21 protein-coding genes are annotated in these 23,963 nt (G+C 68.0%); 12 read left to right on the top strand and 9 right to left on the bottom strand.

Annotated features, from left to right (window positions below):
• Positions 1-34: 34 nt before the first annotated feature.
• Entirely contained in the window at positions 35-1,324 is a 1,290-nt protein-coding gene (locus DA1_RS26215; RefSeq protein ID WP_034396225.1) for an MFS transporter, read from the top strand.
• 28 nt (positions 1,325-1,352) lie between these two features.
• Here the strand turns inward: DA1_RS26215 and DA1_RS26210 are convergent, their stop codons facing one another.
• Positions 1,353-1,862 (bottom strand): DUF1993 domain-containing protein, encoded by a 510-nt coding sequence (locus tag DA1_RS26210; RefSeq protein WP_012206773.1) that lies wholly within the window; start codon positions 1,860-1,862, stop codon positions 1,353-1,355.
• A gap of 116 nt (positions 1,863-1,978) precedes the next feature.
• On the opposite strand from DA1_RS26210, the gene hxpB reads away from it, so the two are divergent.
• The 7 genes from hxpB to DA1_RS26175 all read left to right on the top strand — a co-directional run bounded on the left by hxpB (position 1,979) and on the right by DA1_RS26175 (position 11,720).
• A complete protein-coding gene (hxpB, locus tag DA1_RS26205; RefSeq protein ID WP_230590922.1) occupies positions 1,979-2,674 on the top strand; it encodes a hexitol phosphatase HxpB in 696 nt (231 codons plus the stop codon).
• Between the two features lie 162 nt (positions 2,675-2,836).
• On the top strand, positions 2,837-3,457 hold the full coding sequence (locus DA1_RS26200; protein WP_013801422.1) for an RNA polymerase sigma factor: 621 nt from the start codon (positions 2,837-2,839) through the stop codon (positions 3,455-3,457).
• Positions 3,454-4,488 (top strand): FecR family protein, encoded by a 1,035-nt coding sequence (locus DA1_RS26195; protein ID WP_034396220.1) that lies wholly within the window; start codon positions 3,454-3,456, stop codon positions 4,486-4,488. Before DA1_RS26200 ends, DA1_RS26195 begins: the two co-directional genes overlap by 4 nt.
• A 271-nt stretch (positions 4,489-4,759) precedes the next feature.
• Positions 4,760-7,375, top strand: a complete 2,616-nt coding sequence (locus tag DA1_RS26190) for a TonB-dependent siderophore receptor (RefSeq protein ID WP_034396217.1) — start codon at positions 4,760-4,762, stop codon at positions 7,373-7,375.
• A gap of 200 nt (positions 7,376-7,575) precedes the next feature.
• Positions 7,576-8,079 carry a sigma-70 family RNA polymerase sigma factor gene (locus tag DA1_RS26185; RefSeq protein ID WP_034398850.1) on the top strand — a complete coding sequence of 168 codons (504 nt, stop codon included), beginning with the start codon at positions 7,576-7,578 and terminating at the stop codon, positions 8,077-8,079.
• Between the two features lie 10 nt (positions 8,080-8,089).
• Positions 8,090-9,097: a FecR domain-containing protein gene (locus DA1_RS26180; protein ID WP_034396214.1), complete on the top strand. Its 1,008-nt coding sequence runs from the start codon at positions 8,090-8,092 to the stop codon at positions 9,095-9,097.
• Between the two features lie 133 nt (positions 9,098-9,230).
• The gene (locus tag DA1_RS26175; protein ID WP_051940939.1) at positions 9,231-11,720 is read left to right on the top strand and encodes a TonB-dependent siderophore receptor; all 2,490 of its coding nucleotides are present in this window, start codon (positions 9,231-9,233) and stop codon (positions 11,718-11,720) included.
• Between the two features lie 6 nt (positions 11,721-11,726).
• On the opposite strand, the gene DA1_RS26170 is transcribed toward DA1_RS26175, so the two are convergent.
• From DA1_RS26170 to DA1_RS26160, 3 genes are all read right to left on the bottom strand, one after another.
• Complete coding sequence (locus tag DA1_RS26170) at positions 11,727-12,809, bottom strand: metallophosphoesterase (RefSeq protein WP_034396211.1); 1,083 nt, start codon at positions 12,807-12,809, stop codon at positions 11,727-11,729.
• Between the two features lie 95 nt (positions 12,810-12,904).
• The gene (locus DA1_RS26165; RefSeq protein ID WP_034396210.1) at positions 12,905-13,405 is read right to left on the bottom strand and encodes a dihydrofolate reductase; all 501 of its coding nucleotides are present in this window, start codon (positions 13,403-13,405) and stop codon (positions 12,905-12,907) included.
• A 21-nt stretch (positions 13,406-13,426) separates the two neighbouring features.
• The gene (locus tag DA1_RS26160) at positions 13,427-14,245 is read right to left on the bottom strand and encodes a thymidylate synthase (RefSeq protein ID WP_505538461.1); all 819 of its coding nucleotides are present in this window, start codon (positions 14,243-14,245) and stop codon (positions 13,427-13,429) included.
• 181 nt (positions 14,246-14,426) lie between these two features.
• Here DA1_RS26160 and DA1_RS26155 point away from each other — a divergent pair, with 181 nt between their 5' ends.
• A complete protein-coding gene (locus DA1_RS26155; RefSeq protein ID WP_034396206.1) occupies positions 14,427-15,011 on the top strand; it encodes an Ivy family c-type lysozyme inhibitor in 585 nt (194 codons plus the stop codon).
• Between the two features lie 124 nt (positions 15,012-15,135).
• Here DA1_RS26155 and DA1_RS26150 read toward each other — a convergent pair whose 3' ends face one another.
• Complete coding sequence (locus DA1_RS26150) at positions 15,136-16,560, bottom strand: FAD-binding oxidoreductase (RefSeq protein WP_034396203.1); 1,425 nt, start codon at positions 16,558-16,560, stop codon at positions 15,136-15,138.
• Between the two features lie 43 nt (positions 16,561-16,603).
• Positions 16,604-17,002: a DUF2069 domain-containing protein gene (locus DA1_RS26145; protein WP_016451330.1), complete on the bottom strand. Its 399-nt coding sequence runs from the start codon at positions 17,000-17,002 to the stop codon at positions 16,604-16,606.
• Positions 17,003-17,109: 107 nt separating this feature from the next.
• Between DA1_RS26145 and DA1_RS26140 the strand changes: the two genes are divergently transcribed.
• Positions 17,110-18,456 (top strand): YihY family inner membrane protein, encoded by a 1,347-nt coding sequence (locus DA1_RS26140; protein WP_013801433.1) that lies wholly within the window; start codon positions 17,110-17,112, stop codon positions 18,454-18,456.
• Between the two features lie 16 nt (positions 18,457-18,472).
• Here the strand turns inward: DA1_RS26140 and DA1_RS26135 are convergent, their stop codons facing one another.
• Both DA1_RS26135 and DA1_RS30925 read right to left on the bottom strand, forming a co-directional pair.
• Positions 18,473-18,826 carry an Mpo1-like protein gene (locus DA1_RS26135; protein ID WP_034396202.1) on the bottom strand — a complete coding sequence of 118 codons (354 nt, stop codon included), beginning with the start codon at positions 18,824-18,826 and terminating at the stop codon, positions 18,473-18,475.
• A gap of 55 nt (positions 18,827-18,881) precedes the next feature.
• Positions 18,882-19,070 carry a hypothetical protein gene (locus DA1_RS30925; protein WP_162269889.1) on the bottom strand — a complete coding sequence of 63 codons (189 nt, stop codon included), beginning with the start codon at positions 19,068-19,070 and terminating at the stop codon, positions 18,882-18,884.
• On the opposite strand from DA1_RS30925, the gene DA1_RS26130 reads away from it, so the two are divergent.
• Positions 19,045-19,872: an alpha/beta fold hydrolase gene (locus DA1_RS26130; protein WP_034398846.1), complete on the top strand. Its 828-nt coding sequence runs from the start codon at positions 19,045-19,047 to the stop codon at positions 19,870-19,872. The genes DA1_RS30925 and DA1_RS26130 overlap by 26 nt on opposite strands.
• A 13-nt stretch (positions 19,873-19,885) precedes the next feature.
• Here the strand turns inward: DA1_RS26130 and DA1_RS26125 are convergent, their stop codons facing one another.
• Positions 19,886-22,318 (bottom strand): acetamidase/formamidase family protein, encoded by a 2,433-nt coding sequence (locus DA1_RS26125; protein ID WP_034396200.1) that lies wholly within the window; start codon positions 22,316-22,318, stop codon positions 19,886-19,888.
• Positions 22,319-22,478: 160 nt separating this feature from the next.
• On the opposite strand from DA1_RS26125, the gene DA1_RS26120 reads away from it, so the two are divergent.
• On the top strand, positions 22,479-23,954 hold the full coding sequence (locus DA1_RS26120; protein ID WP_013801436.1) for an acetamidase/formamidase family protein: 1,476 nt from the start codon (positions 22,479-22,481) through the stop codon (positions 23,952-23,954).
• The last annotated feature ends 9 nt before the right edge of the window (positions 23,955-23,963 follow it).

Here is a 23,963-nt window from a genome sequence, read left to right as displayed (position 1 = left end):
GCTTCTGCATACCGAAGCGCAAGGAGACTGAAAAATGACAAGCCTTGACAATGCCAAGCCCCTGGCTGGCGAACAGTCGCAGGGCAGCTGGCTGGGCCAGCTCGAACCCCGGGAAAAACGTGCACTGACGGCCTCGTTCGGCGGCTACGCGGTCGATTCCTTCGACTACTACACGCTGCCCCTGGTCACGCCGATCCTTCTGTCGCTGTGGGGCATGAGCAAGACCGAGGTCGGCCTGATCGGCACCTCGACCCTGGTGGCCTCGGCCATCGGCGGCTGGATGGCCGGCATCCTGGCGGACCGCTACGGGCGTGTGCGCGTGCTGCAGTGGACCATTCTCGTGTTCGCCCTTTTCACCTTCGCCTGCGGCCTGGCGCAGACGCCGGGCCAGTTGCTGCTGGCCCGCACGCTGCAGGGGCTGGGCTTTGGCGGCGAATGGGCCGTGGGCTCGGTGCTGATCGCCGAGACCATACGGCCGGCTTTCCGTGGCAAGGCGGTGGGGCTGGTGCAAAGCAGCTGGGCCATAGGCTGGGGGGCGGCCGTGCTGGTGTCCATGGCGCTGTTCTCGTTTCTGCCGCCCGAGATTTCATGGCGGGCCATGTTCCTGCTGGGTTTGCTGCCGGCCTTGCTGATCCTGTTCATCCGCCGTTCCGTCAAGGACCCCGAGGTCTACCTGAAGACCCGCGCCGCCGTGGGCCGGGGCGAGCGCAGCGGGCACTTCCTGGACATCTTCAAGGGCGGCATGCTCAAGACCACGGTGCTGGCCAGCCTGATGTTCACGGGCATGCAGGGCGGCTACTACGCCATTGCCGTGTGGCTGCCCACCTTCCTGAAGAACGAGCGCCACCTGACGGTGCTGGGCTCGGGCGGCTACCAGTTCATGTTCATCTTTGGCGCCTTTGCAGGCTACCTGTGCGGTGCCTACGCTTCCGACCGGCTGGGCCGGCGCCTGGCCTTCACGCTGTTCGCCATCGGCGCAGGCAGCCTGGCCTATGCCTATACGCTGATGCCCATCACCGATGCCTGGATGCTGGTGCTGGGCTTTCCGCTGGGTTTTTTCATGTCGGGCATCTTCAGCGGCGCCGGAGCCTTCCTGGCCGAGCTGTTCCCCAACGAACTGCGCGGCTCCGGCCAGGGCTTTTGCTACAACTTCGGCCGCGGCATCGGGGCCACCTTCCCCGCGCTGGTGGGCGTGTTCAGCGACCGGCTGGGCCTGTCGCTGGGCACGGCCATCGGCATCTGCGCCACGGCCGGCTACGTGATGGTGGTGATGTTCGCCATGTGCCTGCCGGAGACGCGAGGCCGGGATCTGGCCGCGCAGTGAAGCGCTGGCCAGACCGGCCACGGCACGCTCAGTAGCTGCCCATGTAGTCGCGCTTGCCGACCTCGACACCGTTGTGGCGCAGCAGGGCATAGGCGGTGGTCACATGGAAGAAGAACTGCGGCAGGCCGTAGTGCAGCAGATAGGCGCTGGCGCTCAGCTTCTTCTCCTTGGGCGTGCCGGGGCGCAGCACGATCTCGCGGGACTCGCTTTGCGCGAACTGCTCGGGCGCGAATGAGCCCACATGGTCCAGCGCCTTGGTGATCAGCGCCTGCAGGTCGGCAAAGCTGGTCTGCGTGTCGGGCCACGAAGGTACCTCGGCGCCGGCCAGGCGCGAGGCGATGCCCTTGGCGAAGTCCGCAGCAATCTGCACCTGGCGCACCAGCGGGAACATGTCGGGGAACAGGCGGGCCTGCAGCAGGGCGTCGGGATCGATGTTCTTCTGCGCGGCGTGTTCCTCGGCCTTTTTGAGCACGTCGGACAGGGCCTTCAGCATCTGCTGCAGGACGGGAATGGAGGCGGTGTACAGGGGGCTGGTCATTGCGGGCTCGCTAAGAATTGTGAAGGGCTGGCAATCGCATGCATCTGCATCCATCGCCAGCCGGCACAGGCTAACAGCAACTGCTTTCACTTGCCGCCTGCGCTAGCATGCGCGCCATGCAAATCCCTGAAGCCGCTCCCTCGTTCGCAGGCCTTGGCCAGGCCGGATTCGGCGCCGCCATCTTCGACATGGACGGCCTGCTCATAGACTCCGAGCCCTTCTGGAAGCGTGCCGAACGCGAGTCCTTTGCCGAGGTCGGCATCGACATCACGGCCGAGATGTCCCGCGTGACGGCGCCCATGACCACGGCGCAGGTGGCCGCGCACTGGTATGCCCACCGGCCCTGGCAGGGGCCCAGCCAGCGCGAGCTGGAGAGCCGCGTGGTCGCGCGCGTGGCGGCCCTGGTCAGCGCGCATGGGCAGGCCCTGCCCGGCGTGCGCGAAACTCTGAGCGCCTGCCGCGCCCAGGGCTGGCGCGTGGCGCTGGCCTCGAACTCTCCTTTGTCTTTGTGCCACCACACCCTGGATGCGCTGGGCCTGCGGCCGGCGTTCGACGCCATCGTCTCGGCCGAGCAGGTGGTGCGCGGCAAGCCCGCGCCCGACATCTACCACTTCGCGGCGCAACGCCTGGGCGTGCCGGCCGGGCGCTGCCTGGTGTTCGAGGACTCCGTCTCGGGAACACATGCGGCGCGGCAGGCCGGCATGACCGTCATCGCCGTGCCGTCCGAGGACCAGTGCTTCGACGGGGCGCAGCCTGCGCCGCACTGGGTGGTGCCCACGCTGGTGGCGCTGCATGGGGCAGCGGGCCGGTAAGGCATCCGCAGCACCCGCATCGCATGGCGCGTGCCGGCCGCAAAGGTGTTGATGAGAACCATTCTCAGTACAATCGCCGCCCGTGCCGTTCTTCTTCGTCCTGTCCGTTTCCCATGCTGGCGTGCCTGCCCGCGTCCAGACCGCCGTGCCGGGAGCCTGCCCGTGAGCGCGCGCGTGCCAGGCGCGGACGATGATGCCGCTCCCTCTCTGCTGGCCCGCGTGTATGCGCGCTGGCACCAGCCTCTGCGCCGCCTGCTGGGCCGGCAGATGCGCAACCGCGAGGATGCCGAGGATGCGGTGCAGGAGGTCTTCGTGCGCTATGCGGCCTCGGGCAAGGCCCTGCCGCCCGAGGAGCAGGAACCCTATCTGCGCGTGATCGCCCGCCATGTCTCGCACGATGCCTGGCGCCGCTCGGCGGGCGCGCCGGGGCGCGAATCGGTCTCGCTGGATGAACACATGGAACTGGCGCAGCAACTGCCGGCCGGCGAGGGGTCGGACCCCCTGCAGGCGGCGCACCACCGCGAGCGGCTGGGCCGGCTGGAGCAGGCCATGGCCGAGCTGCCCGAGCGCCGCCGCGAGGCCTTCGTTCTGCACAGCATCGACGGGCTCACGCAGACCGAGGTGGCGCAGCGCATGGGCATTTCGCGCCGCATGGTGCACAACCATGTGACGCTGGCCATGGCCTATTGCGAACTGCGCGTGCAGTACGGCAGCGCCGAAGACATGCGCCTGATGCAGGGCTTGCTGGCGCAGGCCGCGACGGACGGGGAGGGCCGGGAATGACGCTGACCCCGAAACGCCTGCAACTGCACGCCCGCGCCGCCGACTACTTCGCCCGCCGCCGCGAAGCCGACTGGACCGGCGCCGACGAGCGCGAACTCGACGCCTGGCTGGCCGCCGACCCGCAGCACCGCAGCATCTTCGAGAGCTTGGGGCGCACGGTGCTGGACCTGCAGCAGTTGCGCAGGCCGGCGCTGGCCTGCGACGCGGCTGCTGCGCCGCAAGCCAGGGCGAGCGGGCCGCGTGCGCAGACACAGGCCCACTTGCCCGCGCCGGCACGTCAGCGCACACGCCGCGGCCTGATGCCTGCGTTGCTGTCGGTGGCTCTGGTCACGACGCTGGCCGTGGGCGGGGGCTGGTATGCCTGGGACAACCACGCAAGCCATGTGATCGAGATGGCCACCGGCCCCGGCGAGGTGCGCGAGGCCGAACTGCCCGATGGCACGCGGGTCACGCTGAATTTTTCCTCCAGGCTGCAGGTGCGCTACTACCCGCGCCGCCGCGAGACGGTGCTGGACCAGGGCGAGGCCTTCTTCCAGGTCGCCGCCGACCGCTCGCGGCCCTTCACCGTGGACAGCGGCGCCAGCCAGGTCCGGGTGGTGGGCACGGCCTTCAATGTGCGCGCCGGGCCGCCAGCGCTTGTGGTGAAGGTGCTGGAGGGCAAGGTGGAACTGCGGCCCGACCGCCATGCGGCGGACGGTAGGCGCCTGCTGCTGGGCGCGGGTGCCGGCATGTCCGTCGATGCCCGTGACGGCACGCAGCATCCGCTGGCGGCCGGCACGGACACGGTGGGCGACTGGCGCAGCGGCCAGATGGTGTTCCAGCAGGCAACGCTGGCCGAGGTCGCCGCCGATCTGTCGCGCTACCTGGGCCAGCCCGTACGGGTGGATGGCGATGCGCGGCTGGCCGCGCTGTCCGTGTCCGGCGTGGCGCTGACCGGCAAGCCCGAGGTGTTTCTGCGCTCGCTGCCGCACTTGTTGCCGGTGCGTGTGCAGGCCGATGCGCAGGGCGGCTGGCGAATCTCGGCGCATTGAGTGCCTTGTCTATTTGTAAATTAATGTAAACAACCCGCTTTCTCGGTTCGGCCACGTTCCCACTTTGGCGCGGTAGCGGGTTTTACCTTCATGGAGGCCGGGTTTTCTCGCGCCTCCATGGTTGCCAGCCAGGCCGCTGCCCAGTGCACAGCTCAGCCAACAACCGCGACGGCCGCGCACGCGCGTGGCGGGTGGACGCTCAACTGTCTGCCTGCCACCCACCGCGCACACCGCGACAGCGGGCAATGGACACAGTGCAGCAGGAGCAGGGATGCAAGCAGGAAAAGAACACGGCAGCGCCGCCATGGGCGCGGGCATTTGGGGAGGAGAGTTTCAGCACAGGGGCAGGCCATGGCAGCGGGCAAGGATGCCGTCGCTGGTGGCCGCAGCCCTGGTTGCGCTGGCGCAGCCTGCGGTGCAGGCGCAGCAGCCATCGTCCGTGCAGGCGGGGCAGGCGGGCCAGGCAGGGGAGCTGGCCTTCAGCATCGCGCCCCAGCCGCTGGCGGGCGCGCTGCGCCAGTTCACGCAGCAGGCCCAGCACCAGGTGCTGTTCGATCCGCAGATCGTTGCAGGCCGCACTTCGCCGGCCTTGCAGGGCCGCTTCACGCCGCGCCAGGCGCTGGACCGGCTGCTGGCCGGAACGGGCGTGACCGTGATCGACGCCGTGCCGGGCGCCTACACGCTGAAGGCGCCGCTCAGGGAGCCGTCGCCGGCAGCCGATGCTGCGCTGGGCACGGTGCTGGTCACGGCCCAGGCGCACGCTGGCGATACCACGGAGGGTTCGGGCTCCTATGCGGCCTCGCGCGTGTCGCTGGGCAAGGGGCAGAGCGTGCGCGAGACGCCGCAGTCCATCTCCGTGGTCACGCGCCAGCGCATCGAGGACCAGGGCCTGGTCTCCGTGGGCGACGTGATGCAGCAGACCACGGGCGTGACGGTGGACTACGCGGGCTCGGGTGGCCTGGGCGGCACGGCCAACAGCTTCTACGCGCGGGGCTTCCAGATCAGCAATGTCCAGATCGACGGAGCGGCGGTGGATGCCTTCAGCCAGGGCACCTTCGACCCCAACATGGCCATGTACGACAGCGTGCAGGTGATCCGCGGCGCGGACGGCCTGTACAGCGGCAATGGCGAGCCCGGCGGCTCCATCAACCTGGTGAGAAAGCGCCCCACGGCCCAGCCCCAGGTGCTGGCCTCGGCCTCGGTGGGCAGCTGGAACCAGCGCCGGGCCGAACTTGATGTGGCGGGTCCCCTGGCTGCCGATGGCCGGGTGCGCGGCCGCGCCGTGCTGGCGCACAGCGACCGCGAGTTCTTCTATGACTACGCCGATGCGCGCAACACCTTGCTCTACGGCATCGTGGAAGCCGATCTCACGCCGGCGACCAAGCTGACCCTGGGCGGCAGCTACGACAAGTCGGCCAGCCTGCCCTGGCGCGGTGGCCTGCCGCGCGCGGCCAATGGCGACGATCTGCACCTGCCGCGCCATACGGCACTCATGGCGGGCTGGGGCCATTACGACAGGACCAACAAGGAGCTGTTCGCCCAGCTGGAACAGAAGCTGGAGGGCGACTGGCGCGTCCGCGCCCATGCCAACTATGTCAAGGTGGACAGCGACAGCCGGTTGGCCGACGTCACCGGCGCGGTCGATCCGACGACGGGCCTGGGAGCCACGCTCAACGGCTTCTCCAACGACTTCTATTCCACCAAGAAGGCGTTGGATGCCAACGTCAGCGGAACGTTCTCCCTGCTGGGGCGCAGGCACCGGCTGCTTTTGGGCGCGGACTGGGCCAAGATCCGTGACACGCAGGACACCTTTCTGTCCGAGGTGGACATGCCGGGGGGCATCAACGTGTTCGGCTTCGACCCGGGCGCCATTCCCCTGCCCAGCTTCGTCTGGAAGACGCGCAGCTTCGCGGGCTATGGCGCCACGCAGAAGGGCCTGTACGGCCGGCTCAACCTGAGCCTGACGGACCGGCTGACGGCCATCGTCGGCGCACGCCGCGCCAGCTATGCAACGCAGACACCCTGGCTGCGCTTCGACCAGGCCGGCAATCTCACCAGCCGCATCGTGTCGTCCAATAGCGAGAGCGGTATCTTCACGCCCTATGGCGGCCTGGTCTACGACATCGACGACCGCTGGACGGCCTACGGCAGCGTCGCCGAGATCCACAAGTCCCAGGCCGACAAGCTGGGTGGGCCCTTGCCAGGCACGCCGCTGGACCCCATCAAGGGCCGCAATTTCGAGCTGGGCGCCAAGGGCGAGTTCAACGAAGGCCGGCTGATGGCCTCCATGGCGCTGTATCGCATAGAGCGCAATGGCGAGGCCGTGGCCGATCCCTCCTACCCCAACACCGACATCGGCGACGCGGGCCTGAACTGCTGCTGGCTGAGCAAGGGCAAGGTGGTCAGCCAGGGCGTGGAAGGCGAGATCTCGGGCGAGCTGGCGCGCGGCTGGCAGCTGTTTGCCGGCTACACCTTCAACCGCAACCACAACAAGACGCCGGGCATCGAAGGCATCTACCACTCCGTTACGCCCAAGCATCTGTTCAAGCTGTGGAGCACCTACCGCCTGCCCGGCGAGCTGTCGCAATGGACGATTGGCGGCGGCGCCAATATCCAGAGCGCGCATTTCGTCAGCGGCTCGGCCAAGGCCTTCAATCCTGACTCGGGCAAGTTCGATGGCGCGGCCGTGCCCTTCAAGTTCAGCCAGGGCGGCTATGCCGTGTGGAATGCCAGCGTGCAGTACCGCATCAACCGCAACTGGCAGGCCGTGCTCAACCTGAACAACCTGTTCGACAAGGTCTACTACCGCACGGTGGGCACCAGCGGTGGCAACAACTGGTATGGCGAGCCACGCAATGTGATGCTGACGCTGCGCGGTAGCTTTTGAAGACCCCCTGAGGCGCTGCGCGCCTTCCCCCTGAAGGGGGACGACACTCTCGGTGCGAGGCGGCTCTTCCTCGGTGTCTCTGGTTCTGGAGCGCGCCGGTTTGCGAAGGGGAGGGCATCAAGGCCTAATCCTTATAGAATGAGAATCTTTCTCATTCATGTGGCGCACGCCTGCACGTGCTGCCGCACCAGGAGCCTGTCTTGCCCGCCGCCCCCGCCGCTTTGCACCAAGAGGTCGATACGCTGTACCGCGTCCACCATGGCTGGCTCCAGGGCTGGCTGCGGCGGCGATTGGGCAATTCCACGGAGGCCGCCGATCTGGCGCAGGACACTTTCATGCGCCTGCTCACGCGCGGCGAGCCCATTGCCGCACGCGAGCCGCGTGCCTTTCTGACCACGGTGGCGCAGGGCGTGGTGGCCAATTTCATGCGGCGCAGGCAAATCGAAGAGGCGTACCTGGCCACGCTGGCGCATTTGCCCGAGCCGCAGGTGTCGGGCCCCGAGACGCGCGCCATCCTGCTGGAGACGCTGGTCGAGCTGGACCGCCGCCTGGACACGCTGGCGCTGCCCGTGCGCCGTGCCTTCCTGCTGTCGCAGCTCGACGGCATGAAGCAGGCCGACATCGCGGCCGAGCTGCAGCTGTCGCTGGCCACCGTGCAGCGCCATATCGCCAAGGCCGCGCACTGCTGCTTCTTCGGCGGCTGAGCGCCAGCCCATGACCGAATTCCGCCACGCATCCACCGGCCTGCCCGTTTTTGAAGGCCCACCCGTTTCAGAAGCCGTGAGCCTGCAGGCCGTGCAATGGCTGGTGGCCCTGCAGGCCTGCGATGCCGGCGAGGACACGCAGGCCTCGTGGCGGCGCTGGCGTGCCGATCATCCCGACCATGAGCGCGCCTGGCGGCACATCGAGGCCTGCGGCCTGCACCTGCGCGATCTGCCCGCACCGCTGGCGCATGGGGCGCTGCAGCCGCGCCGCAGCCGTGCGCGCGGCCGGCGCCAGGCCATGAAGCTGCTGGCCCTGGCCGCGTTCACGGGCAGCAGCGCCTGGTGGCTACAACGCGGCGATTGGCGCGAATGGTCGGCCGACCACCGCACGGCCACCGGCGAGCGCCAGGCACTGACCCTGGCCGATGGCACGCGCATCCACCTGAACACGGCCAGCGCCATCGACGTGCGCTTTGACGCCAGCCAGCGCCTGCTGCGGCTACTGGGCGGCGAGGTGCTGGTCACCACGGCCAGCGACCCGCAGGCCCGCCCCTTTCTGGTTGAAACCGCGCAAGGGCGGCTGCGTGCGCTGGGCACGCGCTTTGCGGTGCGCCAGCGCGATGGCGCCAGCCATGTGGCCGTCTATGAGGGCGCGGTCGAGGTGCGGCCGGCCGACGCCCCGCAGGCCGTGCGCATTCTGGCCGCGGGCGAGCAGGCCGGCTTTGACCGCCTTGCCGTGGACGCGCCCCAGCCCGCCGACGAACTGGCCGCCGCCTGGAGCACAGGCCTGCTGGCCGCGCGGGACATGCCGCTGACCGACTTCATTGCCGAGCTGGCGCGCCACCGCAGGGGCCGCCTGGCCTGCGATCCCGCGCTCGCCTCGCTGCGCGTCTCGGGCATGTATCCGCTGGACGAGACCGACCGCGTGCTCGACATGCTGGTGCGCACCCAGCCCATCGAGCTCACCGGCTTTGGCCGCTACTGGCTGACCGTGCGCGCCCGGCAGAACCGGACATGAGCCAAGACAGGTCGGATGGTTGTTGTTGCGAATTGTTGCAATTTGACTGATGCCTGGACCCGTTGGCATGAGGTGTTTTCTTTTCTCGCGTGGCAAGTCCTGAAGAAGCCACTTTTCAGGGAAGAGATATTTCATGGTCCAACGACTTGCTCACACTGCGGCACCGGCCTTCCGGCGCCATTCGCTGGCACTGGCTGCCAGCACCACGCTGGCGCTGTGCGCCGTCAGCGCAGCCCTTGCGCCGCAAACCGCGCAGGCCCAGGCCCAGTCACCCTCCGAAGTGCGCAGCTACGCCATACCGGCAGGCCCGCTGGAGGGCGCGCTGGCCCGCTTCGCCCAGGAAAGCCGCGTCATGCTGTCGTACACGGCGGCCGACATCACGGGCAGGCGCAGCGCGGGCCTGAGTGGAAACCATGCAGCGCCTGCGGCCCTGGATGCGCTGCTGGCCGGCACGGGGCTGGCCGCCCATGCGCAGCCCAATGGCGGCTATGCGCTGCGCCCCTTGCCCGAGGTGCGCACATCGCGCGGCCAGGCCGCCGCTGGGGCAGAGGCGGGCCTGCCGGCCGTCATGGTGACCGACACGCGCATCCGTGACGGCGTCACCGAAGGCTCGGACTCCTACACCAGTGGCACGGTCACGCTGGGCAAGACCGCGCAGGCGCTCAAGGACATTCCGCAATCGGTCAGCGTGCTCACGCGCCAGCGCATGGACGACCAGGGCATGACCAGCCTGCCCGACGCCATCCACAACGCCACCGGCATGGTGGCTGTGCAGGGCGTGGGCGCAGGCCTGGCCATCAATGCGCGCGGCTTTGCGGTGGACTCGCTGCAGTACGACGGCCTGCCGTTCACGCGCAATACCTACAGCCTGGGCAACTGGGAGCAGGAGTCGCTGGTGTTCTATGACCGCGTGGAAATCCTGCGCGGCGCGGCCGGCCTGCTGCAGGGTGCGGGCAGCCCCGGCGGCGCGATCAACCTGGTGCGCAAGCGCCCGGGCCGCGAGCGCTCCGTGGTCTTCACTGGCAAGCTCGGCTCCCATGACCACTACGGCCTGCAGATGGATGCCAGCACGCCGCTCAATGCCGAAGGCACGCTGCGCGGCCGCGTGGTGCTGGACGGGGACTACAGCCACGGGTTCACCGAATACACGCGCGACCGCACGCGCAACATCTACGCGGCGCTGGACTACGACATCAGCGCCAGCACCACGGTGGGCCTGGCCGTGGGGCAGCGCCACAGCCGCTCGCGCCCCATGATCGTGGGCCTGCCGCGCTTTGCCGACGGCAGCGACATCGGCCTGCCGCGCTCCACCTACACAGGCGCCATGTGGAACCGCGCAGGCAATGACCAGAACATGCTGTTCGCCGACCTGGAACACCGCTTCAATGCGGACTGGCGCTTCAAGATGGTGGGCATGGCCATGAACGAGAAGAACACCAACGTGCACCAGCGCGCCGTGGGCCCTATCAAGCCCGATGGCAGTGGCATGAGCTACGGCGATTTCGGCGTGGACTTCAACAACCAGCAGCGCGGCCTGGACATGTCGCTGTCGGGCCGTTTCAAGGCGCTGGGCATGGAGCAGGAAGTGCTGCTGGGCGCCAACTACGCTGGCTACACCACCAGCGACCGCTTCGTGCGCGCCTGGACCGCGGGCGGCAACATCTTCGATATAGACCACAACCGCCCCTGGCAGGACATGGAAAGCATCGCCGCGCGTGGCGCGGATGTGCGCAGCAACTACGACATCACGCAAAAGGGCCTGTACGGCACCTGGCGTGTCAGGCCCACGCAGGCGTTCACGCTGATCGCCGGGGGGCGCCTGGGCTGGAATGACTTCGCCTACCGCGCGCAATCGGGCGATTCTTCCACCAGCAAGACCACGGGGCGTTTCATCCCCTACGCGGGTGCCGTCTATGCGCTCAACGACACCTGGTCGCTGTACAGCAGCTACTCCACCGTCTTCGAGCCGCAGACCGCGCGCACCGTGCAGGGCGACCTCATCAAGCCGGTGCAGGGCCGCAACTACGAGGCCGGCATCAAGGGCGAGATGGCCGACGGCCGCCTGAACATGGCATTGGCCGTGTTCCGCTACGAGCACAAAAACCGCGCCGTCAACGACTACGACAGCGGCTTTGCATGCGATGACTGGTACTGCTCGCGCTCCTCGGGCAAGGTGCGCAGCCAGGGCCTGGAGGCCGAGGTCTCCGGCAAGGTCGCCACAGGCCTGGAACTGGCGGCCGGCTACACCTACAACACCACGCGCTACCTGTCCGACCCCGACTACCAGGGCCAGATCTTCAACACCTGGACGCCCCGGCACATGCTGCGCCTGTGGGGCAGCTACCGCCTGCCGGGCGAGCTGGGCCGCTGGACGGTGGGCACGGGCGTGAATGCGCAGACCGACACCCTCAGCTCCGACCGCGCCTTCCGCCTGGCAGGCTTTGCGCTGTGGAATGCACGCGTGGCCTACCAGGTCTCGCCCGAGCTGAGCGTGGCGCTCAACGTCAGCAACCTGCTGGACAAGCGCTACTACGTGCCTTCTTACAACACGGTGTCGGGCAACAACTACTACGGTGCGCCCAGGTCGCTGTTGCTGACGCTGCGCTACGCGCCGCGGATCTAGCGCGTGTTATGCGGCAGCGGCCGCCGTAACGCCAAACTCCTCGCTGTCCGCCTGGGCACCGTCGTCGAACACCAGGCGGCGCTCTGGCCAGCGCATGGCGGCGAGCTTGAAGCGCTGCTGCGGGTCCTCGCCGGCCAGGCGGGCGTTCCAGCGGCCGCCGACCGAGTAGTCCACGCAGAACACATTGCCGCGCCGGCCGTGCCAGGACAGCGGACCGGTCTGGCCGAACAGGTTCTCGGCCTGCGCGCCGTGGAAGGACGGGCCGCCCCGGTTCAGGCGCCGCCAGTAGTGGCCCACGACCACGGCCTGGGCATCCTCGTATTCGTTCCACCAGGCCACGCGCTCGACGAAGCGCCACTTGCCGCCCGCGTAGAAGGGATTGCGGCATTCGCGCTCCACGCCCGAGGTCAGCACCTTCAGCGGATTGACCATGGCCTTGGCCAGTTCGCTCTCGCTGTGCGCGGGCAGGAAGGGCGGCAGCCAGTTGCGGTCTTCCAGGTCATGCGGCCATTGCTGGCGTTCGGCACGCATGCGCTCGGCCACCTTGTTGACCTGGGCCTGCTGGGCGGCCAGGGCCTCGTAGTGGTCATAGGCGCTGCGTGCGCTGCCCAGCGGCAGCTCGCGCGCCATGGCGATCTGCTGCGGGCGCCAGGCCGCATGGACCACGCGCAGGTCCTCGCGCTCCATGGCAATGGGCAGGCGTTCCAGCAGGGCCAGGGTGTCAGGGATATCGCACAGCGGCATGCGCGCGAACGGCGCGTACTTGGGCGTATCGGAGGCCACGCGGCTGTCGAAGAACCAGCCGGAGCCGTCCTTGGCATCCTCGCGCAGCAGGTTGATTTCATGGTTGCCGAGCACGGCCAGCGCATGGCCCGACTCCAGCATGGGCACGACGCGGGCGAGCACGCCCGGGCTGTCGGGCCCCCGGTCGCAGAAGTCGCCGACGAAGACCAGGCGCCGACCCTGGGGATGGCGGCCCAGCGCGTCGTAGCCCAGGTGCCCCAGCAGCTGGTCCAGCGCCTCGGACTCTCCATGGATGTCGCCGACGATGTCGAGCGGACCGGGGGGCAAGGGCTGGACGAGGCTCATGGCGAAGAGGCGCGAAAGACGGCGAAGGCGTGGAAAAACGACATTATTTGCACAGACCCGCCGCGCCCGCCAGCCCCGTGTGCGACAGGGGTATGTCAGCGTCGTTGCAGGCGCACAAAGCTGTAGGGCAGCCCGTTGGCGGCCACATGGCGGCTGCGTGACGCTTCCTGCCACTCGGGGCCGAGCGTGGGGGCGAAGGCATCGCCTTCGTAGTCGCGCTCTATCTCGGTCACCTCGATGCTGTCGGCCAGCGGCAGGGCCTGGGCGTAGATCTGGGCACCGCCCATGACCCAGACGTCGGCCGATGCCTGGAGGCCCAGCGCCATGGCCTGCTCCAGGCTGGTGGCATGCAGCACGCCGGGGGCGGCCGGCTCGGGCGCCCAGTCCGCCTGTCGCGTGACGACGATGTTGGTGCGCCCGGGCAGCGGCCTGAAGCGGGCCGGCAGCGAGTCCCAGGTCTTGCGGCCCATGACCACGGCCGAGCCCTGGGTCAATTGCTTGAAGTGCGCCAGGTCCTCGGGCAGGTGCCAGGGCATGGCATTGTCCTTGCCGATGACGCCGTTGGCGGCGCGTGCGTAGATGAGATGGATGGCCATCGGACGGGTCTTTCTGCAGCCTCAGACGGCCACGGGGGCCTTGATGGGCTCGTGGTGCTGGTAGCCGACGACCTCGAAATCCTCGTACTCGTAGCCGAAGATGGAGTCGGGCCGGCGCTTGATCTGCAGCGTCGGGTAGGCGAAGGGCTGGCGGGCCAGCTGGGTCTCGACCTGGGTGAAGTGGTTGTTGTAGATATGGCAGTCGCCGCCGGTCCAGATGAAGTCGCCCACCTGCAGGTCGCATTGCTGGGCCAGCATGTGGGTCAGCAATGCGTAGCTGGCGATGTTGAAGGGAACACCCAGGAAGATGTCCGCGCTGCGCTGGTACAGCTGGCAACTGAGCTTGCCGTCGGCCACATAGAACTGGAAGAAGGCGTGGCAGGGCATGAGCGCCATCTGCGGCAGGTCGGCCACGTTCCAGGCGCTGACGATGATGCGGCGGCTGTCCGGGTTGCTCTTGAGCTGCTTGACCACTTCGGCGATCTGGTCGATGTGGCCGCCGTCCGGCGTGGGCCAGCTGCGCCATTGCACGCCGTAGACCGGGCCCAGGTCGCCGTCCTCGCGTGCCCATTCGTTCCAGATGGTGCAGCCGCGCTCCTGCAGCCAGCGCACGTTGCTGTCGCCGCGCAGGAACCACAGCAGTTCCAGGATGATGGATTTGAGGTGCACCTTCTTGGTGGTGACCAGCGGAAAGCCTTCGGACAGATCGAAGCGCATCTGGTGCCCGAACACGCTGCGCGTACCCGTTCCGGTACGGTCGGTCTTGGACACGCCATGTTCGTAGACATGGCGCATGAAATCTTCGTACTGTGAGCGGGCAGGGCGGGGCGCGGCAGTCATGTTCATGGCGGGGATTATCCCTTGATGAATACGGCGCCTTGTCCGACGGTATCCATGCCCCTCGAAACAAGGTTTGCAACCCCCGGTGCGAAAATGACTGCCGACGGGCGCCGGTGTCTTGCCTGGGCTTTCACACCGGCGCCATGGTTTTTTCGCATCCGCTTTGACAAGGAGCTTGCGCATGTCTTCCATGCTCTCCCCCTGGCAGGCCGGAATCGCACTGGGTGCCGCCATGCTGGCGCTGACAGCCTGTGATCCGCGCTCTCCCACCGTTCCCACTCCCAAGGCCGTGCAGTCCGTGGCACTCGATGTGGCCGCGCCCGCGCCCGCATTGACGCTGAACTTTCCCGAGCGCACGCGCCTGCCGTCCACCGCCAAGGCGGGGGAGCCCGGCCTGGACAGCCTGGCCGAGTACCTGGGCAAGTACCCCTATGACGGCACCAACTACCTGGAGCAAGGCGTGCTGGCCGAGCGGCTCAAGGCGCTGCTGGGCACCAGCTACCCTACCCTGCTGAGCAATATGCGCACCGTGGGCCCGCTGACCAAGGAAGGCGATGTGTGGAGCATCGTCGGCCTGCGCCCCCACCAGGGCGGCGAGGAGATGGGAGCCATCGTGATCGATCCCGCGCGCAACGCACTGCGCGTGTGGCTGCTGACCGATGGCAAGCAGACCGACTTCTCCGACGCGGCCGGTGCCGACATCGCCTGGCCCAGCCAGGTGCAGAAATCCTTTGCCGTGGTCGAGAGCAACAAGCCCGCTTCCTGATCTGCGCCTGGCCGCACCGGGCCGAGTTTGGCCGAGTTTGGCCGCACCTGACGGCGTTTGAATGCAAGAACGGGCAGCGCCGCGCTGCAGCCCTGCCCGTTCCTGAAAAGCCGGCGCTGCCCGATCAGGCGCGCGCCAGGATGCAGCCGGGATTCATCAGGCCTTGAGGATCCAATGCCTGCTTGATGGCGCGCATCATGCCCAGGGCCACGGGCGACTGGTACTTTTCCAGCTTGTCCACCTTGAGCGCGCCCACGCCGTGCTCGGCAGAGAACGAGCCGCCGAATTCGGCCACGGCCTCGTAGACCAGGTGGTTGACCAGGTGCTCGCGCTCATTGAGGAAGGCCTTGGCGTCGCCGCCCTCGGGCGCCTGCACGTTGTAGTGCAGGTTGCCGTCGCCCAGGTGCCCGAAGTTGACCAGGCGCACACCCGGGATCTCGCGCTGCAGCACGGCATCGGTGTGTTCGACGAAGGCGGGAATGCGCGATGCCGCAATGGAGATGTCGTGCTTGATGTTCAGGCCCTCCTCGGCCTGGGCCAGCGGAATGCTTTCGCGGATGTGCCACAGCTCATGGGCCTGCGACAGGCTTTCGGCCACCACGGCGTCAAGCACGCAGCCGTCCTCGAAGGCCAGCTCCAGCAGCGCCTCGAAACGCTCGCGCGCATGCTGCTCGGACTCGCTGTCCGAGTTCTCGACCAGCACGTAATAGGGCGGCGCGCCGTCCAGGCCCGCAAAGGGCACGCGCAGCTGGGGCATGTGCTTGATCACCAGGGACAGCGCGAACTGGCCCATGACCTCGAAGCCCGTCAGGCCCGCGCCCAGGTACTGGTGCGCCATGCCCAGCAGGCGCACGGCCGCTTCCATGGAGGGCACGGCGGCGAAGGCCGTGAGCTGGGCCGCAGGCTGGGGGAACAGCTTCATGGTGGCGGCGGTGATGATGCCCAGCGTGCCTTCGCTGCCGATGAACAGGTCGCGCAGGTCGTAGCCGGTGTTGTCCTTGCGCAGGCCCTTGAGGCCGTCCCAGATCTCGCCCTGCGGGGTGACCACTTCCAGGCCCAGGCACAGCTCGCGCGTGTTGCCGTAGCGCACCACCTGGGTGCCGCCCGCGTTCGTTCCCAGGTTGCCGCCAATGGTGCAGCTGCCTTCGGCGGCCAGCGACAGCGGGAACAGCAGGCCCTCTTTCTCGGCAAGCTCCTGCAGGCTTTGCAGGATGCAGCCTGCCTCGACGGTGAAGCTCAGGTTGTCGCGGTCGATGTTGCGCACGGCATTCATGCGCGTGAGGCTGAGCACCACCTGCGTGCCGCTGTCGTCCGGCGTGGAGCCCACCGACAGGCCGGTGTTTCCGCCCTGGGGAATGATGCTGGTGCCCGCGGCCGCGCATTCGCGCACCACGGCGGCCACCTCGGCCGTGCTGGCCGGGCGTACCACGGCCAGGGACTTGCCGCGCACGCGGCGGCGCCAGTCCTGTTCATAGGCCACGAGGTCGCCCTCGGTGAGGACATGGGCTTCGCCGACGATCTGGCGCAGGCGTTCAAGCAGTGCAGTCATGTTGCAACTTCTTTCAAAGACGTGAAGGCATGAAAACGGGGACTCAGCCGCCGGCCGCCTGGGCCGCGCGGCGCGCGCTGCGCTGGCGCCAGCGCACATGCAGGGCGCAGGCGGTGAACAGCATCAGGCACAGGAAAACTTCGAGCAGCGCCAGCCAGCGGCCGGGCGCCGGGTCGCTCCAGGCGCGCACCACGCCCTCGGTGAAATAGATCCACACCAGCAGGCTGACCCAGCGGTAGGTATACATGCGGTGCTTGAGCAGGCCGATCAGCGGAATCGCCAGCGGAAGGGCCTTGAGCACCAGCCAGGAGCCCCCTGGCCGCATGGGCGCCAGCCACAGTTCCCAGGCCAGGCTCAGCACGATCAGGCCCATGAGGCTGGAGACCGCCAGCCAGCGGGTGGCGGCGACATCGGCGCCGGGGCGAGAAATGGAATCAGTCATCGGGGTGGCATCATATCGGCCATGGTCTTGTCCTTTGAACATGTGATTGCTTGGATGGTCACGCGCGTTCCCGTTTCAGGCACGCGCGTTGCAGCGGAGATATGGCGATGAGCGGCGGCCCCGGGCAGGAGCCTGCCGGTGGCCTGGAGGACGGTGCCGTTGCACTGCCCGCGCCCGAACAGGAGCGCAGCCTTTCGCTGATGGAGCGGCCCGAGCCTGTGGTGCCCCCATCCTGGCGCGAGCGCCTGCGCTGCTTTCCCTGGCGCAATACCGCGCACACGCTGCGCGAACGCTTTCGAGAGGACCGGCTGGGCGTCACCGCCAGCAGCCTGACCTTCACCACGGTGCTGGCCCTGGTGCCGTTCTTCACGGTGGCGCTGGCGCTGTTCACGGCGTTTCCCATCTTCTCGCGCGTGCAGATCGTGCTGGAGCGCTGGCTGATCGACAGCCTGATCCCCGAGACCATTGCGCGCCAGGTGCTGGGCTATCTGACGCAGTTCGCCTCCAAGGCCAGCCAGCTGGGCATGGCCGGTTTTTCCATTCTGGTGATCACGGCGGTCGCGCTGATCCTCACCATAGACCGCACGCTCAACAACATCTGGCGCGTGCGCCAGCTGCGGCCGCTGGGCCAGCGCGTGCTGATCTACTGGGCCGCGATCACGCTGGGCCCGCTGGTGCTGGGCCTGAGCCTGGTGCTGTCGTCCTATGTGATGTCGGCCTCGCGCGGGCTGGTCAATGCGCTGCCCGAGGGGTTGCGCTTCATCTTCGATTCCATCGAGTATTTGGCGCTGGCCGCTGGCATGGCGGGCCTGTACCACTACGTGCCCAATACGGCGGTGCGCTGGCGCCATGCCTGGGTGGGCGGCCTGTTCGTGGCCACCTGCATGGAGCTGGCCAAGAAGGCGCTGGGCCTGTACCTGGCCTCGGTGCCTACCTATTCGGTCATCTACGGCACCTTTGCCACCTTGCCGATCCTGCTGATCTGGATCTACATGGCCTGGATCATCGTGCTGCTGGGCGCCGTGGTCACCGCGTATCTGCCCATCGTCATGGCCGGCGTGCAGCGCATGCCCGGACAGCAGGGCTGGCAGTTCGAGATGGCCGTGGAAATCCTGCAGTACCTGGAGCAGGAGCGCGAGTCGCCCGCCAAGGGCCTGTATGCCAGCGATCTGGCACGACGCCTGCATGTGGACTGGCAGCAGATCGATCCGGTGCTGCAGGCGCTGTCCGTGCTCGACTGGGTGGGAACGGTGCAGGCGCCTGGCGTTGCGGCGGGCAGCGAGGGCACCGAGCCCCGCTACATGCTGCTGGTGGACCCGCAACACACGCCCTTGGCCCCCCTGGTCGAACGCCTGCTGCTGGCGCCTTCCGCGGCCGTGCAGCCGCTGTGGGAGCGCACGGGCCTGGCGGGCATGACGCTGGCCAGCCTGCTGGAGAGCCGGCCCCGGCCGTAGTGCCCGGCGCGGCGCTTTAGAGTGCAATGCGTCCGGTGAGGATGTCGCGCCACATCACCCAGTCGCCGCGAAAGCTGTACAGCGGGCGCTTGAAGCTGGCGGGCCGGTTTTTCTCGAAGCCGAAGTGCCCTATCCAGGCAAAGCCGTAGCCGAACAGCAGGCCGCCGAGCAGGAACCCGAAATTGCCGGTCAGGAACAGCGCGAACAGGCACAGCAGCGCCAGCGTGGAGCCGACGAAGTGCAGGCGCCGGCAGGTACGGTTGCTGTGTTCCTGAAGGTAGAACGGATAGAACTCGGCAAAGCTCTTGAACTGGCGCGGGTCCACGGCAGCCTGTGCGGCGCCGGGCAGGGGAGCGGAAGCGTGTGACATGGCAGGCCTTCGCGTGCGTGGGGTGGCTTCAACTTATACGCCGCTGCCTGGCCTTTCACCATCGGAGGAACCCGCGCGCCCGGGTTCGCAAAAGCTGCCCCGAGAGAGACAAAAGCTGCCGCATTTCGCCCAGCGCGTCGCCACGGTGTCGCCCTCTGGCGGCATGCAGGCGCATGATGTCTGCCGGGCCGGCGCCGACCGGCATGGAGTTTTTTTCGATGCCTTCCTCGTGCATGACCGACATCCCCGCATCCTTGAACGAAATCCGCATTCCCACACCGCAGGGCAGCATCTACGTCAGGCGCTGGCAGGCGCCGGCGGCCGGCGAAGGCGAACAAGGCCCGGCGCGCGCGCCCATCGTGCTGTTGCACGACTCGCTGGGCTCGGTGGCGCTGTGGCGCGATTTCCCGCAGCAATTGGCCGAGGCCACGCGCCGCGATGTGCTGGCCTATGACCGGCTGGGCTTTGGCCAGTCCGATCCCTATCCGGGCACGCTGGGGCCGGGCTTTGTGGCCCGGGAGGCAGAGACCGTGTTCCCGGCCGTGCACCAGGGGCTGGGCCTTGGGGATTTCATTGTGCTGGGCCACAGCGTGGGCGGCGGCATGGCCGCCATGGTGGCGGCCCGATATGGCGCGCAGTGCAAGGCGGTGATCACGGAGTCCGCCCAGGCCTTTGTGGAAGATCGCACCTTGCAGGGCATTCGCGCGGCCCAACAGGATTTCGCCCGGCCCGGCCAGCTTGCGCGCCTGGAGAAATACCACGGCGACAAGGCCGCCTGGGTGCTGTCTGCCTGGGTCGATACCTGGCTGTCCCCGCCTTTTGCAGACTACCGGCTGGACGAGGCGCTGGAGCGCGTGCGCTGCCCGGTGCTGGCCATCCATGGAGAGCTCGACGAGTTCGGCTCCCTGGTCCATCCCGAGCGCATCCGCGACCGCGCCAGCGGCCCGGTGGAGGTGGAGATCGTGGCCGGCGGCGGCCACGTCCCCCACCGCGAGCAGCCCGAGCGCATTGCCCAACGCATCGCGCGTTTCCTGGCACGGGTCTGATCCCGGGCGGGCTTCATGGGCCCGCCTGGGCGGACGCCGAGAGTTCCGGCGGAAACAGCGCCTTCTTGATCACGGCGTGCACGCCCCAGTTGCCGTCCACCACCTGCGTCACGGCGAAGTCCACGGCCACGGAGATCAGCGATACGGCCTCGTCCTCGTCCAGCCCGTGGGCCAGCATCAGATAGCGCCTTGCCTTGTGGAAGGCGTCACGCATGGCGCCTTCCAGCGATGACTTGCGATAGACCTGGGACTGCGCCTGGCTGCCCAGTTCGGCCAGGTGGTCGGTGAAGCTGAAGCCCTGTATCACCCATTCGGAGCCGGTCTCCAGGAAAGGGTGGTCCAGCTCTGCAAGGAAGCGGTTGTCCAGCGCGGCGCGCTTGTGCACCCGCAGCTCGAAGCTGCCGGTCAGCGAACATTCGATGGCCGTGCCGCACAGTTCCGAGTCGCCTTGGGATGCATGCGGGTCTCCCACCGAAAACAGCGCGCCTGGCACCGATACGGGCAGGAAGAGCGTCGCGCCCTTGCCGGCGCGCCAGTTGTCCAGGTTGCCGCCGAAGTAGCTCGGCGGTATGGAGTCGATCAGGCCGGCCTCTCGCGGTGCCACGGCCAGCATGCCGAAATGCGGACGCAGCGGCACGCGTGCCTTGTCCAGCACACCAAAGCGCCGGGTGATGGTGGCGGGGTCCACGGGCACGCCCGGGTAGTCGATGGTCGGATGGACCACGCCGAACGGGTCGGTCTGCGGCGTCCAGCGGTAGTTGTAGACAGCGCGGGCCGTGGGCTCCTCGGGCAGTGCGTGGTCGATTTCGTAGATGGTGACCACTTCGCGCTGGCGGGGCTCCGTGATCTGGTCGCGGTAGTGAAAGCCCCACCAGGCGGCGGCGTTGCTGCCGAAGACACGGCCGTGGTGGGCGGGGCTGCAGCTGGGGCGTGGCTGCACGTCGAGGATGCGTATCTCCAGCAGGTCGCCGGGTTCGGCCTCATGCACATAGATGGGGCCGGTGCAGATGTGCACGCCGAAGCCCTCGCCCGCGCCGCGGCCGTAGATCGAGGCGTCCATCGGGCCCGCGCCGCGCCGGTCCACGGCCTTCTGGGCCGCGGTCCAGTGGAACACGCTTTCGGCGCCCGGATCGCCCTCGATCATGCGTTCCCAGTCGTCCGAGGCATGCTGGGTCAGCGTCTCCATGGTCACCACGTCACCCGAGCGCACCGAAAGCACGGGCTTGAGCGAACGGCTCAGGTAGCCCCAGTGCACGGTCTTGTCGGAGACCGGAAGGTAGTAATGCTGGGGCGACGCACCGCCATTGTCTGCGTGCGCCGAGCGCTTGGGCACAAGGGCCAGCGCCTGGGCGTAGCGTGCATGGTCGCGCAGCAGGGCCTGGAACGGGCTGTGTGCCAGGCGCGCTGCGGCCGGTTCTGCACCCTGCGCAGCGCTCTCGGCGGGCGAGGGGCGTCCGCGCTGGCCGGGCGGCGCATCCTGCACGCGCGCCGGACTGGCGCGATAGGCCTTGGGGGACAGACCATAGCGGGCCGTGAAAGCGCGGCTGAAGTTGGCGGCATCGCCAAAGCCCCAGCGAAAGCACAGCTCGGCAATGGAGAAATGCTGCAGCGAGCGGTTGCTCAGGTCCATGCGGCAGCGCTCCAGCCGGCGTTCGCGCAGGTAGGTGCTGAAGCTGGTGGCCGCCCCCTTGAACAGCTTTTGCAGATAGCGTGTGGACAGCCCCTCGGCGTCGGCGATGGCATCGATGGACAGCTCGGCATCGCCCAGCCGGGTTTCGATGGCGCGGCAGATGCGGCGCAGATGGCCAAGCTGCACGGCGCTTGGCGGCTCGGTCGCCTCGGCCTGCTCCTGGTCGGGATTGCCGGCGCGCGGTGTCAGGCAGGTGACCAGCATGTCGGTGAGCGTGGCCTCCACCGACAGCAGATCGTCCTGTGCCAGTGTGTCGATCTGCTCTGCCAGTGAGGCCGCCATTGCCATGCACATGGCCCCCACACCGCCTGTCCCGCCGATGTGCCTGGCCTCGGGCGGGCACGAGCGCAGCAGGCGCAACAGAAAGCTCGAGGACTCCAGCCGCGCAAGCAGCAGGCGGCCGTCGCCGGGCAACTGCAGCTGCCAGTCCCGGTCTGACTCCAGCAGCAGGGCCGAGCCGGCCTTGATCGGGAACGCGGCGTCCTCGATCACCGCATCGGCGCTGCCTTGCAGCAAGGCGCACAGCAGCAGGCCCGGGCCGCGCAGCCGCTTGGCCACGGCCTGCAGCGTCAGCGGCGAGGTGGCCAGCGTGATGAACACCGATCCCAGTGACGAGCTGCGCAGCGCCAGGTGGGTGGCCGGTGGCGTGGGCGCTTCGCCATGGATGTCTGCCCTGGACAGCGCCTCATTGAGCGCAGCCTGCCGCAAGGCATCGGGAAATGCGTGGGTGGAAAAGCGTCTTGGATCGTCGTGCATCAGGGGCGAACTATGAACGCCCGCGTACAGCCTGTCCAAGCCCGGCGCACCGGATGGCAGTCGCGACAAGTTTTTGTGCGCGCAGGAACAACCGGCCTGGACATGCTCGCCTGGACACTGGCGCTGCCGGCACCGATCCACAACAGCAGGAGTATTTTCGATGACCATCCCCCACCAAGAACATATCTGCGGCCCGGGCTGCCAGCACGGTGCCTCGCCAGCCGATGAGAAGCTGATCCGCGAGGAATTCCAGGTTGCACGCCGTTCCTTCCTGCGCGACGCCATGGTGGTCGGTGGCGGCGCGGTCTCGGCCGGCGCCATCAGCGGCGCGATGGCACCGTCCCGGGCCTTTGCCCAGGGCGCGCCTGGCGCCCGGGCCGGCCAGGGCATGGCCAGCCACTACTACATTCCCGCCTCTGCCAGCACCGTGCTCTGGGGCTACTTCAGCAGATCGGCCAAGCCGGTGGTCGAAGTCGAATCGGGTGACTACGTGACCATGGAGACGCTGACCCACCATGCCAATGACGATGCCGAACGCATGGTCCGGGGCGACCCTGGCGCCGAGAGCGTGTTCCACTGGGACAGCCAGCGCAAGAACGTCGATCGCCGGGGCGCCGGTCCCATGGATGCCAAGAACGGCGCAGGCGGAGGCCAGGGCGTGCACATCTGCACGGGGCCGGTACGCATCAAGGGCGCCCAGCCCGGCGATGTGCTGGAAGTGCGCATCATTGATGTGGTGCCACGCCCCTCGGGCAACCCGCAATTCAAGGGCCGGACCTTCGGCAGCAATGCGGCGGCGAACTGGGGCTTTCACTATGGCGACACGCTCACCGAGCCCCGAAAGCGCGAGGTGGTCACCATCTACGAGGTGGATGCGACCGGCGAGCGCAACTGGGCCCGCGCCGTCTACAACTACCGCTGGACGCCGCAGACCGACCCCTTCGGCGTGGTCCACCCGACCATCGACTATCCGGGCGTGCCCGTGGACCACCGCACGATCAGCAAGAACGAAAACGTGCTGCGCAATATCCGCGTTCCCGTGCGCCCGCACTTCGGCACCATCGGCGTGGCGCCGGCCGAGGTGGAGATGGCCAGCTCCATTCCACCCAACCACACGGGCGGCAACATCGACAACTGGCGCATCGGCAAGGGGGCGACCATGTATTTCCCCGTGGCCGTGCCAGGGGCCAACTTCACCGTGGGCGATCCGCATGCCTCGCAGGGGGACTCCGAGCTGTGCGGCACGGCCATCGAGTGCTCGCTGACCGGCACCTTCCAGCTGGTCCTGCACAAGAAGGCGGACCTGCCTGGAACGCCGCTGGCCGAACTGGCCTATCCGCTGCTCGAAACCCAGGACGAATGGCTGCTGCATGGCTTCAGCTACGCCAACTACCTGGCGGAGCTGGGGCCTGATGCGCAAAACCAGATCTTCAAGAAGTCTTCCGTGGACCTGGCGCTGCGCGACGCCTATCACAAGATGCGTCACTTCCTCATGACCACCCAGGGATTGGGAGAGGACGAGGCCATCTCGCTGATGTCGATTGCCGTGGACTTCGGCATCACCCAGGTGGTGGATGGCAACTGGGGCGTGCACGCGCTCGTGAAAAAGAGCATCTTCCCCGCGCGCGGCGCGTGAGTGCGTCCG

The sequence above is a fragment of the Delftia acidovorans NBRC 14950 genome (genome assembly GCF_001598795.1).
Classification (GTDB): domain Bacteria; phylum Pseudomonadota; class Gammaproteobacteria; order Burkholderiales; family Burkholderiaceae_C; genus Comamonas; species Comamonas acidovorans.
The sequence above is the reverse complement of the archived record's forward strand: the minus strand, read 5'-3'. Positions and strand labels throughout refer to the sequence as shown.

What these genes read in the sequence shown, in the direction of transcription:
- DA1_RS26140 (WP_013801433.1), top strand. Translation starts at nt 17,110, where the DNA reads ATGAGCGGCGGCCCCGGGCAGGAGCCTGCCGGTGGCCTGGAGGACGGT.
- DA1_RS26195 (WP_034396220.1), top strand. Translation starts at nt 3,454, where the DNA reads ATGACGCTGACCCCGAAACGCCTGCAACTGCACGCCCGCGCCGCCGAC.
- hxpB (WP_230590922.1), top strand. Translation starts at nt 1,979, where the DNA reads ATGCAAATCCCTGAAGCCGCTCCCTCGTTCGCAGGCCTTGGCCAGGCC.
- DA1_RS26190 (WP_034396217.1), top strand. Translation starts at nt 4,760, where the DNA reads ATGCAAGCAGGAAAAGAACACGGCAGCGCCGCCATGGGCGCGGGCATT.
- DA1_RS26120 (WP_013801436.1), top strand. Translation starts at nt 22,479, where the DNA reads ATGACCATCCCCCACCAAGAACATATCTGCGGCCCGGGCTGCCAGCAC.
- DA1_RS26180 (WP_034396214.1), top strand. Translation starts at nt 8,090, where the DNA reads ATGACCGAATTCCGCCACGCATCCACCGGCCTGCCCGTTTTTGAAGGC.
- DA1_RS26175 (WP_051940939.1), top strand. Translation starts at nt 9,231, where the DNA reads ATGGTCCAACGACTTGCTCACACTGCGGCACCGGCCTTCCGGCGCCAT.
- DA1_RS30925 (WP_162269889.1), bottom strand. Translation starts at nt 19,070, where the DNA reads ATGTCGGTCATGCACGAGGAAGGCATCGAAAAAAACTCCATGCCGGTC.
- DA1_RS26170 (WP_034396211.1), bottom strand. Translation starts at nt 12,809, where the DNA reads ATGAGCCTCGTCCAGCCCTTGCCCCCCGGTCCGCTCGACATCGTCGGC.
- DA1_RS26135 (WP_034396202.1), bottom strand. Translation starts at nt 18,826, where the DNA reads ATGTCACACGCTTCCGCTCCCCTGCCCGGCGCCGCACAGGCTGCCGTG.
- DA1_RS26145 (WP_016451330.1), bottom strand. Translation starts at nt 17,002, where the DNA reads ATGACTGATTCCATTTCTCGCCCCGGCGCCGATGTCGCCGCCACCCGC.
- DA1_RS26150 (WP_034396203.1), bottom strand. Translation starts at nt 16,560, where the DNA reads ATGACTGCACTGCTTGAACGCCTGCGCCAGATCGTCGGCGAAGCCCAT.
- DA1_RS26155 (WP_034396206.1), top strand. Translation starts at nt 14,427, where the DNA reads ATGTCTTCCATGCTCTCCCCCTGGCAGGCCGGAATCGCACTGGGTGCC.
- DA1_RS26130 (WP_034398846.1), top strand. Translation starts at nt 19,045, where the DNA reads ATGCCTTCCTCGTGCATGACCGACATCCCCGCATCCTTGAACGAAATC.
- DA1_RS26165 (WP_034396210.1), bottom strand. Translation starts at nt 13,405, where the DNA reads ATGGCCATCCATCTCATCTACGCACGCGCCGCCAACGGCGTCATCGGC.
- DA1_RS26160 (WP_505538461.1), bottom strand. Translation starts at nt 14,245, where the DNA reads ATGACTGCCGCGCCCCGCCCTGCCCGCTCACAGTACGAAGATTTCATG.
- DA1_RS26125 (WP_034396200.1), bottom strand. Translation starts at nt 22,318, where the DNA reads ATGCACGACGATCCAAGACGCTTTTCCACCCACGCATTTCCCGATGCC.
- DA1_RS26210 (WP_012206773.1), bottom strand. Translation starts at nt 1,862, where the DNA reads ATGACCAGCCCCCTGTACACCGCCTCCATTCCCGTCCTGCAGCAGATG.
- DA1_RS26215 (WP_034396225.1), top strand. Translation starts at nt 35, where the DNA reads ATGACAAGCCTTGACAATGCCAAGCCCCTGGCTGGCGAACAGTCGCAG.